Raw genomic sequence first — 13,066 nt, 5'->3', positions numbered from 1 at the left:
TTAAACCCACTTATAAAGTGAATCGTTCTCGTTCTATTGTGGTGTTACTATTCGTTGACTCCAAGCTCGGAGCCCTCAATGTTTAGGTTTAATTTATCGCTCGTCACTTCGTCGTCGTCATCAGCTTCGCGCATTTCGATCTCTTCTTCGTCGCCAGACAGGATTTTAACATCCATACCTAAGCTTTGAAGCTCTTTGATCAAAACTTTGAAGGATTCCGGAACACCTGGTTCTGGAACATTCTCGCCTTTGACAATGGATTCGTACGTTTTCACACGGCCCACAACGTCATCTGACTTAACGGTAAGAATTTCTTGCAATGTATAAGCAGCTCCATAAGCCTCGAGTGCCCATACCTCCATCTCCCCGAAACGTTGTCCACCGAACTGCGCTTTACCACCCAGCGGCTGCTGAGTAACAAGTGAGTAAGGTCCAGTTGAACGGGCATGGATTTTATCGTCAACCATGTGTGCCAGTTTGATCATGTACATGACGCCAACGGTTACTTCGCGTTCGAAGGACTCCCCTGTACGACCATCGTACAGAATCGTTTTACCGCTACGTTGCATACCTGCTTCTTCCATGGCATCAAATACGTCATACTCACGAGCTCCATCGAATACCGGTGTTGCAGCGTGGATACCCAGATACTTGGAAGCCATACCTAAGTGAACTTCAAGTACTTGACCGATGTTCATACGGGAAGGAACCCCTAGTGGATTCAGAACGACTTCTACCGGTGTACCATCTGGAAGGAAAGGCATATCTTCTTCAGGGAGAATACGTGCTACTACCCCTTTGTTACCATGACGTCCCGCCATTTTATCGCCTTCGGAAATTTTCCGTTTTTGAGCAATGTAGACACGAACGAGTTGGTTCACACCAGGAGGCAGTTCATCGCCGTTCTCACGCGTAAATACTTTCACATCGACAACGATACCGTCTGTACCATGCGGTACGCGTAGGGACGTATCACGAACCTCACGAGCCTTCTCACCGAAGATCGCGTGTAGCAATCTTTCTTCAGCTGTCAATTCAGTTACACCCTTCGGTGTTACTTTACCAACGAGGATATCGCCAGCGCCGATCTCAGCACCAACACGGATGATTCCGCGCTCATCAAGATTCTTAAGTGCGTCTTCCCCTACGTTCGGGATGTCGCGTGTAATTTCTTCAGGTCCTAGCTTCGTATCACGAGCTTCAGACTCGTATTCCTCGATATGAATGGATGTGTACACATCTTCTTTAACAAGCTTTTGGCTTAGCAAGATCGCATCCTCATAGTTGTAACCTTCCCAAGTCATGAAAGCTACGACTACGTTACGCCCAAGTGCCAATTCCCCTTGTTCAGTTGATGGTCCATCAGCAAGAATATCGCCAGCTTTAATCAATTGACCTTTTTTAACAATAGGACGTTGATTAATGCATGTACCTTGGTTAGAACGCATAAATTTGTGAAGCTTATATTTGACGATGTTACCGCTGACTAGCTTGCCATCAACCATTTCCTGTCGACGCAACCAAATTTCATTCGCAGCAGCCTTCTCAATAATTCCATCAAATTTGGAGACAATACATACTCCTGAGTCCTTAGCAACTTTGTGCTCCATACCTGTACCTACAAGCGGTGCTTTAGGAATAAGAAGTGGAACAGCTTGACGTTGCATGTTGGAACCCATTAACGCACGGTTGGAGTCATCGTTTTCAAGGAACGGGATTAGCGCTGTTGCAACTGATACAACTTGTTTCGGAGAAACGTCCATGTAATCGACACGTTCAACCGGAAGTGTTAAGTTATCATCTTTGTAACGAACGATAATGGCGTCCTCAACGAATTTGTTGTCTTCCGTCAATTTCGCATTCGCTTGCGCGATAACGTAGTTATCTTCTTCATCCGCAGTCAGGTATGCAATTTGTGACGTTACCAAACCTGTCTTCGGATCTACCCAACGGTACGGAGCTTCAATGAAGCCATACTCGTTAATACGGGCAAACGTAGACAAGGAGTTGATCAGACCAATATTTGGTCCCTCAGGCGTCTCAATTGGACACATACGGCCATAGTGAGAGTGATGCACGTCACGAACTTCCATCCCTGCTCGCTCTCTCGTCAAACCACCGGGTCCTAGTGCAGACAGACGTCTCTTGTGCGTCAATTCAGCAAGTGGATTCGTTTGGTCCATAAACTGAGAAAGTTGGGAGCTACCGAAGAACTCTTTGATCGACGCGATAACAGGACGAATGTTGATTAACGCTTGTGGCGTGATCACATTAGCATCTTGAATCGACATACGCTCACGAACAACACGCTCCATACGGGACAGACCGATACGGAATTGATTTTGAAGCAATTCACCTACAGAACGAAGTCTACGGTTACCAAGATGGTCAATATCATCCGTATTTCCAATACCATGCAGTAAGTTAATAAAGTAGTTAATGGATGAAATGATATCGGCAGGCGTGATGTTTTTGACAGCTTTATCAATAACACCGTTAGAAATAACCTTAACTACCTTGCCTTCTTCTGTTGGTGAATACACGTTAATGCACTGAACAGGGATTGTATCCGCACCAGTTACACCTTTAGGAATCGTAAATTCTTTATATCCCGCACCTTTTTCGATAAAAGGAAGGATTTCATCAAGCACACGACGATCCAATAATTGTCCTGCTTCAGCAATAATTTCTCCCGTTTCGGAATCCACCAATGTTTCAGCCAAACGCTGATTGAACAATCTATTTTTGATGTGCAATTTTTTGTTGATTTTGTAGCGACCTACGTTCGCCAAATCGTAACGCTTCGGATCAAAGAAACGAGCAACGATCAAGCTTCTTGCATTATCAAGTGTAGGCGGCTCACCTGGACGAAGACGCTCATAGATTTCGATTAACGCTTTTTCCGTAGAATCCGTGTTATCTTTATCGAGCGTGTTACGAATATATTCGTTATCGCCAAGCAAATCTAGAATCTCAGCATCTGTACCAAAACCTAATGAACGAAGCAATACAGTAACTGGAATTTTACGCGTGCGATCGATACGAACATAGATGATATCTTTCGCATCTGTCTCAAGCTCCAGCCAAGCTCCACGGTTCGGAATCACTGTTGCTGTGTAAGTTTTTTTGCCGTTTTTATCCACTTTCGTGCTATAATAAACACTGGGAGAACGAACGAGCTGGGAGACGATTACACGCTCCGCACCGTTAATAATGAACGTTCCCGTATCAGTCATAATAGGGAAATCCCCCATGAACACTTCTTGTTCCTTGACCTCACCGGTTTCCTTATTAATCAAACGGACTTTGACTCTTAACGGCGCCGCATAGGTTACGTCGCGTTCTTTGGATTCATCAACTGAATACTTAGGATCGCCTAAGCTATAGTCAATGAACTCCAGTACTAGGTTCCCTGTAAAATCCTGAATCGGGGAGATATCCTGAAACATCTCACGAAGTCCCTCTTCCAAAAACCACTCATACGATTTTTGCTGGATTTCAATCAGGTTTGGAATGCCCAGAACCTCATTAATTCGTGCATAAGTCCTGCGTTTACGTCGTCCAAATTGAACAAGATGTCCCGCCAACTTTCATTCACCCCTCAACTCTACTCAATAAATAAAAAGAAAGAAGAAAAACTTCGACCTACGTACACTCAGGACGCCTCCGTTAGTGGAGCCCGTCCGAATTAAGCGACTGTATGGATGAAGGTTTTTTTCTGTATTCAACAAGGCTTTTTCAAGATTCTCTTCTCATCCTGCTAGAATTTCCCAAAATTCAAACATTATACGTTACCGGTTCAAATTTTATTCATATCGGCCGAAAAAAAGACTTGACACTTTTACTAACTAAAGACATGTGTCCCATCTTAATACTGACATTTTTTAATAATACCATATTTGAAATGTCAAGTCAAACAAATTCCCACGTATATTCGTAAGAGCCTTACTTTATTGCCTTGAGTATGCGATAGCCTTTATCCTTCGAAACCTCAACCACTTCACTATACATGGTTTCTAATTTCTTCACCGCTGATGGTGCTCCTTGTTTCTTCTGGATCACAACCCATAGTGAGCCTCCATCATTCAAACAATCATAGGCCTCTTCGAAAATCCGATGAACCGTTTCCTTCCCCGCACGAATAGGCGGATTGGTCAAAACAGCGTCGAACTTTTTATCTTTCACTTGTTCCAACAAATCACTTTGTAGAATCGTGACATTCGCAATTGCATTTCGCCGCGCATTTTCCACTGAAAGTTCGACCGCTCTCTCATTGATGTCGACCATCGTCACATGCCCTTTCGGGCACATTACCGCAGCACTTAGCCCCATCGGCCCGTAGCCACAGCCCACATCGAGTACACTAGCATCTTCAGATAATTCCATCGTTTCTATTAAATGCCTACTTCCATAATCGACACCTTTTTTCGAAAACACACCAGCGTCAGTAAGAAAAGTAAATGTCTTACCACGTAATATCTCTTGCGCAGTATGAACATCACTCTTCACCGTTGGCCGTTGTGTGTAGTAATGCTCTGACACGTTTGAATTCCCTCCTTTTCTACCTTTAGGAAAATCCAATAACCACGTGCGTTCCTAAGGCTTTCCTAAGGGTAAAAACTTAGGCACAATAAACGACTACCCCATTCATAAAGGACGTAGTGTTTATCTAGACATTAGTTAAAAAAAACCTCTTGAAGTCAAGCTTCAAGAGGTTTCCTAAGAAAAAGAATTACTTAACTTCTACGGAAGCGCCAGCTTCAGTAAGCTTAGCTTTAACAGCGTCTGCTTCTTCTTGGCTAACTTTTTCTTTAACTGCTTTTGGAGCTCCGTCAACAAGGTCTTTCGCTTCTTTCAGGCCAAGACCTGTGATTTCGCGAACTACTTTGATTACGTTGATTTTGGATGCGCCAGCGCTTGTCAAGATAACGTCAAACTCAGTTTGAGCTTCTTCAACTGCTACTGCTGCCACGCCTGCTGCTACTGGAGCTGCTGCTGTAACGCCAAACTCTTCTTCGATTGCTTTAACCAGGTCGTTCAATTCCAAGATTGTCATGCCTTTGATTGCTTCTAGGATCGTTGCATTTGTGCTCATGGTTAAACCTCCATTATCATTAATAAATTAGTTTTTTTGTTTGTAAAACATTTGGTACGTTGAAATTAAGCTTGACCTTCAGCTTCTTTTTTCTCTGCAACTGCTTTAACAGCAAGTGCAAAGTTACGAACTGGAGCTTGAAGAACGCTAAGCAACATGGAGAGAAGACCATCTCTGGATGGAAGTTCTGCAAGTGCTTTGATTTGGTCGTATCCAACTACGCGGCCTTCGACCACGCCACCTTTTACGCTCAATTTATCATTCTTTTTCGCAAAATCAGTCAATATTTTCGCTGGAGCAACTAGATCGTCTTTGCTGAAAGCAATAGCAGTTGGACCTGTTAGGTACTCATCCAATGCGCTTAGTTCAGCATTCGCCGATGCGCGTCTAGCCAACGAGTTCTTGAGAACTACGAATTCAATACCAGCTTCGCGCAAGCTTTTGCGCAGCTGTGTTACTTGAGCTACGTTCAAACCGCGGTAGTCCGCTATGATTGTAGAAGCACTAGCTTTAAACTTCTCAGTCACTTCAGCTACTGCTAGTTCTTTCTCTGCAAGAATTTTCGCGTTTGCCATAGTACACCTCACTTCTTATGCATTTATCTTTCAAGATCGCAAACAGTAGGAGCATTAGCATTTCTTATCTATGAATAAGAAATGCCTTCGTAGACGCTACGAAGGCATGATGTGTTCACTTTTTCCTTGCGTACAAAGAAATCGTTATATATATCATAACACCTCGGTAGGAAATTAAGCTCATCGGCACCTACTGTCTACGGTTTGCATATTCATTTTTAGGACCTTTGATAGAGTATCATGCCCAGTAACCGAAGTCAACTGGAAGCTTTTACTTATCTGAAGGATGACAGGTTCACACGTACGCTTGGACCCATTGTGGACGATACAGCAATGTTCTTAAGGTATACACCTTTAGCCGCTGCTGGTTTCGCACGAACAAGTGCATCAACCAATGCTTTGAAGTTTTCGTTCAACTTGTCTGCATCGAAAGATACTTTACCAAGTGGAGCATGGATTTGACCTGCTTTGTCAAGACGGTATTCGATTTTACCAGCTTTGATCTCTTGAACAGCTTTAGTAACGTCGAAAGTAACTGTTCCTGCTTTAGGGTTCGGCATAAGACCTTTACCCCCGAGGATACGACCCAGTTTACCAACTTCGCTCATCATGTCAGGAGTAGCTACGCAAACATCGAACTCGAACCAACCTTGTTGAATTTTGTTGATCATGTCTGCATCACCAACAAAATCTGCACCAGCTGCTTCAGCCTCTTTTGCTTTCTCGCCTTTTGCAAATACGAGAACGCGTTTTGTTTTACCAGTACCGTGTGGAAGTACAACGACACCACGAACAGCCTGATCTTGTTTTCTTGGGTCTACACCCAGACGAACTGCAACATCTACAGTTTCATCAAATTTAGCAGGAGCTGTTTTCTTAACAAGCTCGATTGCTTCTGACGGATCGTACAAAGTTTCAGCATCTACAAGCTGAGCTACTTCGCGGTATTTTTTACCGTGTTTAGGCATAATATTTATCCTCCTTAGTGGTATTAGCGGATAATCCTCCCACCGAGCGACTTCCATGTTTTCGTAGAAAACATTTCTGTAAGCTTCGAGCTTACACAGTCGCATTCCTTGCGGAATTAATCTTCGATGACGATTCCCATGCTGCGAGCAGTACCTTCAACCATACGCATTGCAGCCTCTACGGATGCAGCATTTAGGTCAGGCATTTTTTGTTCAGCGATTTCGCGAACTTTATCGCGTTTCACAGTTGCAACTTTCTTTTTGTTTGGTTCACCGGATCCTTTTGCGATACCAGCAACGACGCGAAGAAGAACTGCAGCCGGAGGCGTTTTAGTGATGAATGTAAAGGAACGGTCTTCGAAAACTGTGATTTCAACTGGAATGATTAGACCAACTTGATCAGCAGTACGAGCGTTAAACTCTTTACAGAAAGCCATAATGTTCACACCTGCTTGACCCAATGCTGGACCGATCGGTGGTGCTGGATTTGCTTTCGCAGCTTGAACTTGAAGCTTCACGATTTTAATAACCTTTTTTGCCATGATAGACACCTCCTTGCAGTAATATAGGAGTCTTCGACGAATCAAAGTCTCTCTACTCAGGAATCTAATGCGATCCCACTAACGTAGGTCTATCCCAAGGAATAGACCTGGTAGAACCTTTTGGTTGTCATGTTTAGAGTTTTTCCACTTGGTCGAAATCGAGCTCAAGCGGTGTTTCTCTACCAAACATGTTGACATGCACCTTCAGTTTACCCTTATCGGCAATAATCTCTTCGACAGAGCCAACAAAGTTTGCAAATGGACCCACCTTGACGCGTACGGTTTCTTTCAGTTCGAAGTCAATTACTTCCTTCGGTTCTTCCATTCCCATATGCTTCAGAATCGATTCAACTTCCTCAGGTAACAATGCAGTTGGTTTAGAGCCAGATCCAGTAGAACCCACGAATCCAGTTACTCCTGGCGTATTACGTACTACGTACCATGAGTCGTCGGTTTGAATCATTTCCACGAGGACATAACCTGGATAAACTTTACGCATGACGACTTTTTTCTTGCCGTCTTTGTTTACCAGTTCTTCTTCCATAGGCACAAGCACACGGAAGATCTTGTCCGTCATTTCCATAGACTCAACGCGCTTCTCTAAGTTGGCTTTCACTTTGTTCTCATACCCTGAATAGGTATGTACGACGTACCATCTTTTTTCCATGAATAAATTCACCTATAGTCCTGTTTATTTAAAAACAAGGCGCAGCAACTCAGAAATTCCTAGATCCAGCACAAAAAAATAAATAGCAACAAAAGTTACTGTACCTATAACGACAAGCGTATAGGTAGTCATCTCTTTGCGACTTGGCCACTTGACCTTTTTGAGTTCTGACCAACTGTCGGTGAAGAAGGAAAAAGTGGATCCGAAGCTTTGTCTCATTCTAGCCAAGAACGCCACAAACTACACCTCCAAAGAACTACCTAGTCTCGCGATGAGCAGTATGTTCATTGCAAAATTTGCAATATTTCTTCAACTCAATACGGTCGGGATTGTTGCGCTTATTTTTAGTGGATGCATAGTTTCTTTGTTTGCAATTTGTGCACGCTAATGTGATGATGACCCGCATGATGTACACCTCCTACAGACACTTTCTAATTAAAGCCCTTCTAAGCGCATCAAAAAGAAAGCGACTTTTAGGGCTACCTGAAACACTTTATCACAACTGCCCCTCGAGTGTCAAGGTAGAAGTCTCACAAATGCAAGAGTATCACCAGTATAGACTCTCCCGAGAGTTACTAAACATGCGAACAAAGAAAAACACCCGTACAGCTCAAGCGGCACGGGCATTTCTACAAATCTCTGACTTCTAAATACCGCTCAAGCTTGCGCTTGACACGTTGGAGAGCATTGTCAATTGACTTCACATGGCGATCCAGATCCACGGCAATTTCTTGATAGGATCTGCCATCGAGATAGAGCATAAGTACTCTACGCTCTAAATCACTCAAAATCTCTCCCATTTTATCTTCAAGTCCCGTAAACTCTTCTTGATTAATTACAAGCTCTTCAGGGTCCGTGACCCTGGAACCGCTAATGACATCAAGCAGTGTACGATCAGAATCTTCATCATAGATGGGCTTATCCAGTGACACGTAGGAATTAAGAGGAATATGCTTTTGACGAGTTGCTGTCTTAATCGCCGTGATGATCTGCCGCGTGATACACAGTTCAGCAAAGGCTTTGAATGAAGCAAGCTTGTCTCCTCGGAAGTCGCGGATAGATTTGTATAAACCTATCATGCCTTCCTGCACAATATCTTCTCGGTCTGCACCTATCAAAAAATAAGAACGTGCTTTGGCACGTACAAAATTCTTATACTTGTTGATAAGATATTCCAAAGCTTCGCTACTGCCTTCACGGACGGCTTCGACAATGTCTTCATCTGGCTTGAGGTCATAATCATACATTCTCAGTTCTTTGAGGTCGACACTCACCAACAATCCCTCCGGCCTGCAAGACTACCCAGATTTCACTATAAAAGTTAGGTTAAGTATACATGATGAAATCTCTCACCGTCAACGGGGAACCCCACCATTTCTAGCATTTGGAGGATTTACTCCCCTCTTCGCCATCGCTCAAACTTGGCTTTCATCTCATCGCTCAGCTTGCCTTCGAATGGATTCCGTTTCGTTGTCTTCTCTGGCACGATGCGTTCACGAACCTCTTTACGATTTTGCTTAATTTTCACTAGCAATTCTTTCGCGGGCATGCGCAGCGCTCCTTTGCCAAATATGACATGTTGCTCGATCATATCCGACGTCGCCACGAATATTTCCTTACGCCGTCCCATCAGATTCGTAACTAGCCGTTCGATTCGCTCATCTGCCGTCTCCTTCTCTTTGGTATAGAGTACGGCCAGTTTGTTCTGCACATATTTCTTACCGAGTCCTGGTACCATATAGGCATCAAAAACAAGATAAACTTTCATACCCGAAAAAGATTGAAATTCCGCAAGCATGTGGATCAGCCCGTCACGTGCACCTTCGAGGTCGGTATCCTTTAATTTACTTAATTCAGGCCAGGCGCCGATAATGTTGTAGCCATCTACAATTAGGATTTGTTCCATCCTATTTAACTTTTATTGCGCTGTCTTACCACTTCATACATCAATACACCCGCGGCAACGGAGGCATTCAACGAATTAACATGTCCGGCCATAGGCAGCTTAACTAAGAAGTCGCATCTTTCTTTAATGAGTCTGCCAACACCTTTACCCTCGTTCCCAATAACTAGGGCAATCGGAATCGTAAAGTTGGCTTTATACACATCTTGAGCTGCTGAAACATCCGTACCGGCAACCCATACGCCTTGCTCCTTCAATTGCTCAATCGTTTGGGCAATGTTGGTTACGCGTGCAACGGGAACATACTCTACTGCACCAGCAGATGTCTTGGAAACTGTTGCGGTTAATCCAACGGAACGACGTTTCGGTATAATCACACCATGAACCCCCGTACAATCTGCTGTACGCAGTATGGATCCTAGGTTATGCGGATCTTCAATTTCATCGAGAATCAGAATGAAAGGTTCTTGTCCGAGCTCTTTTGCTTTGGCTAAAATGTCCTCTACTTCCACATATTCATAGGCAGCCACTTGCGCAACGACTCCTTGGTGCTGAAGCCCTTCTGCCATTTGATCAAGCTTACGCTTGTCCGTAAACTGGACGATAATGCCTAGATTTTTGGCTTCTGCCACAATCGGGCCTGCGAATTGCTTTTGAGCACTCTCCGCAATCCATATTTTATTAATTGTCCGTCCTGCGCGAAGCGCCTCCAATACGGAGTGCTTCCCGCCGATAATGTCTTCATCCATCCTAATTCCTCCTAATGGTTCTTGCGAACTCCTGTCTTACTTCTGATTGTGACCATGCGAGATGGCGAAGTCTAATATCTCTTTCAATCGCTCAAAGGATTGTTTGTAATATAAATAACCGATTAAGCACTCAAACGCGGTGCTATGCCGGTATTCTAGCACATCCGCGTTTTTGGCTGTTGTTCCTGACTTGGCATTCCGTCCCCGCTTCACGATATCTACTTCTTCTTCCGTTAGCATTGGCATCAACGCCGTCAACAATTTGGACTGCGCTTTGGCGGAGACATACCCCGTCGATGCTTTATGCAAATGGTTGGGGCGATGATTAGCGCCTGAGATGACATATTGTCTGATGTAAACCTCATAGACTGCATCTCCGATATATGCCAATACTAGCGGGTTTAATAAATTCGGACTTTTCGATGGTGGGAACGCAAATAGGTTGGCGGCATTATTGTTCAATTCAATCATTTGCGGCGCCAGCGTATGCCTTGTGGTGTATCCTCAAGGAATATCCCTTTCTCCGTCAGCAAATCACGGATTTCATCCGCGCGTGCCCAATTCTTCGATTTCCGCGACTCCGTACGTTCGATAATCAACTGCTCGATCTCTTCATCCAGCAATTCATCTGCTTGCTGCGAAAGAATGCCGAGCGTTACATCGAACGCTTCTAGCTGCTCCATGTAAAGCTTCACTGCATCCGCGTTCACCCGCTCCTGTTGTAAGTACAAGTTCGCTTCCGCAACTAGATCGAACACCGCGGTAATCGCATCCGGCGTATTGAAATCATCATTCATTTTATCCGTAAATTGTTTCGATATCGCCTGCAGTTTGTCTGCAATTCCCGCTTCAACTTCACCTGTTGCCGATGCTGTAGCTAGACGGTGCTTCATATTGTCGTAAGCATTCTGAATCCGATCCAGCGCGTTCGCTGCTTGCTTCAAGCTCTCATCACTGAAATTAAGCGGATTCCGATAGTGAGCAGATAGCATGAAGAAACGGAATACTTGCGGTTTAATTTGTTTAATGAGATCGCGGATCAGAATACCATTTCCGAGTGATTTCGACATCTTCTCGTTGTCGATATTAAGAAATGCATTGTGCAGCCAATAATTGGCCATTGGATGACCAGTTACTGCCTCGGTTTGAGCAATCTCACATTCGTGGTGAGGGAATGTTAAATCTTGCCCGCCACCGTGAATATCAATCGTTTCGCCCAAATATTTGCGAACCATGGCAGAGCACTCAATATGCCAGCCTGGCCGGCCTTGGCCCCAAGGACTATCCCAATAAATCTCACCTGGCTTCGCGGCTTTCCATAGGACAAAGTCCTGCGGATTTTCTTTGCGGTCGTCGACTTCAACACGAATCCCGTACTGAAGTTCATCCAAGTTTTGACTAGAAAGCTTGCCGTATTCTGCGAATTTGGAAGTCCGATAGTACACATCCCCACGAGCTTCGTAAGCGAAATCCTTCCCCACTAACACAGCAATGAAATCAATAATTTCTTGCATGTTCTCAGTTACACGCGGGTTCAGAGTAGCTTCATGAACACCTAAGGATTGGATATCTTCTAAAAAAGCCGCAATAAACATTTCGGCAAGCTCTGGCACGGAAACCGCCATCTCTTCGGCTTTTCGAATCATTTTATCATCCACATCGGTAAAGTTTGTGATATAGTTCACTTCATACTGCTGCGTTTCCAAATAACGACGAACGACGTCGAAAAATATAACAGGTCGGCCATTGCCGATATGAATGTAGTTATATACGGTTGGGCCACATACGTACATCTTCACTTTACCGGGCTCAATCGGAACAAAGTCTTCCTTCTTGCGAGTCATTGTATTATATACCTTGAGTGTCATGTTCTCCTCAGTTCTCCATTCTTCTTCCGTTCTTCTTCCAGTTGGTATTTCAATTCATTAATTTGACCCTGTAATTCTTGGAATATATCAACAATCGGATCTGGCAAATTGCCATGATCCAACCGATTCACACGAACGCCATCTCGTTTCACAAGTCTTGCAGGAATCGTGACGACTGTGCTATTGGAAGGAACCTCCTGAATGACAACGGCATTGGAGCCAATGCGTGAGTTTTCGCCAACAAGGAAGGATCCGAGAATTTTGGCTCCCGAACCAATAACTACATTATTACCAATTGTTGGGTGTCTCTTACCTTTCTCTTTCCCCGTTCCACCTAGAGTTACCCCTTGATAAAGGATAACATCATCCCCAATCTCACAGGTTTCCCCGATGACCACGCCCATTCCATGATCAATAAACAATCTTTGACCGATCGTTGCACCCGGATGGATTTCGATCCCTGTCATGAATCGACTTATTTGAGAAACGATACGTGCCAGGGTATACATCCTTCGTGTATAAAACCAATGTCCCACTCGATGCGACCAAATCGCATGAAGCCCCGAATACGTAAAAACAACCTCAAACCAACTGCGCGCTGCAGGGTCGTTATCGAATACGGCGGATATATCAGATTTGATCGTTGACCACATATGCTCACCTTCTTGCCTAGTATGATGTTGGTATGAAATAAAAAAA

Annotated in this window: 15 protein-coding genes and 1 other annotated feature; all 15 genes read right to left on the bottom strand. The window is 44.1% G+C overall.

What is annotated here, in order from left to right; all coding sequences use genetic code 11:
- Positions 1-47 precede the first annotated feature (47 nt).
- The 15 genes from rpoB to cysE all read right to left on the bottom strand — a co-directional run bounded on the left by rpoB (position 48) and on the right by cysE (position 13,020).
- Complete coding sequence (rpoB, locus tag AC1DVJ_RS20880) at positions 48-3,587, bottom strand: DNA-directed RNA polymerase subunit beta (protein ID WP_477593130.1); 3,540 nt, start codon at positions 3,585-3,587, stop codon at positions 48-50.
- 358 nt (positions 3,588-3,945) lie between these two features.
- Positions 3,946-4,542, bottom strand: a complete 597-nt coding sequence (locus AC1DVJ_RS20875) for a class I SAM-dependent methyltransferase (RefSeq protein ID WP_477593129.1) — start codon at positions 4,540-4,542, stop codon at positions 3,946-3,948.
- A 190-nt stretch (positions 4,543-4,732) separates the two neighbouring features.
- Entirely contained in the window at positions 4,733-5,095 is a 363-nt protein-coding gene (rplL, locus tag AC1DVJ_RS20870; RefSeq protein WP_056618322.1) for a 50S ribosomal protein L7/L12, read from the bottom strand.
- 65 nt (positions 5,096-5,160) lie between these two features.
- Positions 5,161-5,670 (bottom strand): 50S ribosomal protein L10, encoded by a 510-nt coding sequence (rplJ, locus tag AC1DVJ_RS20865; RefSeq protein ID WP_477593128.1) that lies wholly within the window; start codon positions 5,668-5,670, stop codon positions 5,161-5,163.
- 68 nt (positions 5,671-5,738) lie between these two features.
- Positions 5,739-5,891: a sequence feature (ribosomal protein L10 leader region), on the bottom strand.
- Positions 5,892-5,945: 54 nt separating this feature from the next.
- Positions 5,946-6,638: a 50S ribosomal protein L1 gene (rplA, locus tag AC1DVJ_RS20860; protein WP_057313460.1), complete on the bottom strand. Its 693-nt coding sequence runs from the start codon at positions 6,636-6,638 to the stop codon at positions 5,946-5,948.
- Positions 6,639-6,754: 116 nt separating this feature from the next.
- A complete protein-coding gene (gene rplK / locus AC1DVJ_RS20855) occupies positions 6,755-7,180 on the bottom strand; it encodes a 50S ribosomal protein L11 (RefSeq protein WP_477593127.1) in 426 nt (141 codons plus the stop codon).
- 133 nt (positions 7,181-7,313) lie between these two features.
- Positions 7,314-7,847 (bottom strand): transcription termination/antitermination protein NusG, encoded by a 534-nt coding sequence (gene nusG, locus AC1DVJ_RS20850; RefSeq protein ID WP_028557509.1) that lies wholly within the window; start codon positions 7,845-7,847, stop codon positions 7,314-7,316.
- 24 nt (positions 7,848-7,871) lie between these two features.
- A complete protein-coding gene (gene secE / locus AC1DVJ_RS20845; RefSeq protein ID WP_047683213.1) occupies positions 7,872-8,084 on the bottom strand; it encodes a preprotein translocase subunit SecE in 213 nt (70 codons plus the stop codon).
- A gap of 19 nt (positions 8,085-8,103) precedes the next feature.
- On the bottom strand, positions 8,104-8,253 hold the full coding sequence (gene rpmG / locus AC1DVJ_RS20840; RefSeq protein WP_079418041.1) for a 50S ribosomal protein L33: 150 nt from the start codon (positions 8,251-8,253) through the stop codon (positions 8,104-8,106).
- A 223-nt stretch (positions 8,254-8,476) separates the two neighbouring features.
- Entirely contained in the window at positions 8,477-9,121 is a 645-nt protein-coding gene (gene sigH, locus AC1DVJ_RS20835) for an RNA polymerase sporulation sigma factor SigH (protein WP_028557511.1), read from the bottom strand.
- A 119-nt stretch (positions 9,122-9,240) separates the two neighbouring features.
- The gene (locus AC1DVJ_RS20830) at positions 9,241-9,753 is read right to left on the bottom strand and encodes an NYN domain-containing protein (protein WP_477593126.1); all 513 of its coding nucleotides are present in this window, start codon (positions 9,751-9,753) and stop codon (positions 9,241-9,243) included.
- A 5-nt stretch (positions 9,754-9,758) separates the two neighbouring features.
- The gene (gene rlmB, locus AC1DVJ_RS20825) at positions 9,759-10,499 is read right to left on the bottom strand and encodes a 23S rRNA (guanosine(2251)-2'-O)-methyltransferase RlmB (RefSeq protein WP_065858835.1); all 741 of its coding nucleotides are present in this window, start codon (positions 10,497-10,499) and stop codon (positions 9,759-9,761) included.
- Between the two features lie 36 nt (positions 10,500-10,535).
- Complete coding sequence (locus AC1DVJ_RS20820) at positions 10,536-10,970, bottom strand: Mini-ribonuclease 3 (protein WP_477593125.1); 435 nt, start codon at positions 10,968-10,970, stop codon at positions 10,536-10,538.
- Positions 10,967-12,367, bottom strand: a complete 1,401-nt coding sequence (gene cysS / locus AC1DVJ_RS20815) for a cysteine--tRNA ligase (protein ID WP_477593124.1) — start codon at positions 12,365-12,367, stop codon at positions 10,967-10,969. Before cysS ends, AC1DVJ_RS20820 begins: the two co-directional genes overlap by 4 nt.
- A complete protein-coding gene (cysE, locus tag AC1DVJ_RS20810) occupies positions 12,364-13,020 on the bottom strand; it encodes a serine O-acetyltransferase (RefSeq protein WP_477593123.1) in 657 nt (218 codons plus the stop codon). The genes cysS and cysE overlap by 4 nt, the downstream gene beginning before the upstream one ends.
- Positions 13,021-13,066 lie beyond the last annotated feature (46 nt).

The sequence above is a fragment of the Paenibacillus sp. P4_A9 genome, assembly GCF_056402415.1.
Note: the sequence above shows the minus strand (reverse complement) of the source record. Positions and strands in the feature narration are given on the sequence as shown.

What these genes read in the sequence shown, in the direction of transcription:
- nusG (WP_028557509.1), bottom strand. Translation starts at nt 7,847, where the DNA reads ATGGAAAAAAGATGGTACGTCGTACATACCTATTCAGGGTATGAGAAC.
- AC1DVJ_RS20830 (WP_477593126.1), bottom strand. Translation starts at nt 9,753, where the DNA reads ATGGAACAAATCCTAATTGTAGATGGCTACAACATTATCGGCGCCTGG.
- rplA (WP_057313460.1), bottom strand. Translation starts at nt 6,638, where the DNA reads ATGCCTAAACACGGTAAAAAATACCGCGAAGTAGCTCAGCTTGTAGAT.
- rlmB (WP_065858835.1), bottom strand. Translation starts at nt 10,499, where the DNA reads ATGGATGAAGACATTATCGGCGGGAAGCACTCCGTATTGGAGGCGCTT.
- rplL (WP_056618322.1), bottom strand. Translation starts at nt 5,095, where the DNA reads ATGAGCACAAATGCAACGATCCTAGAAGCAATCAAAGGCATGACAATC.
- AC1DVJ_RS20820 (WP_477593125.1), bottom strand. Translation starts at nt 10,970, where the DNA reads ATGATTGAATTGAACAATAATGCCGCCAACCTATTTGCGTTCCCACCA.
- cysS (WP_477593124.1), bottom strand. Translation starts at nt 12,367, where the DNA reads ATGACACTCAAGGTATATAATACAATGACTCGCAAGAAGGAAGACTTT.
- rplJ (WP_477593128.1), bottom strand. Translation starts at nt 5,670, where the DNA reads ATGGCAAACGCGAAAATTCTTGCAGAGAAAGAACTAGCAGTAGCTGAA.
- rplK (WP_477593127.1), bottom strand. Translation starts at nt 7,180, where the DNA reads ATGGCAAAAAAGGTTATTAAAATCGTGAAGCTTCAAGTTCAAGCTGCG.
- cysE (WP_477593123.1), bottom strand. Translation starts at nt 13,020, where the DNA reads ATGTGGTCAACGATCAAATCTGATATATCCGCCGTATTCGATAACGAC.
- rpmG (WP_079418041.1), bottom strand. Translation starts at nt 8,253, where the DNA reads ATGCGGGTCATCATCACATTAGCGTGCACAAATTGCAAACAAAGAAAC.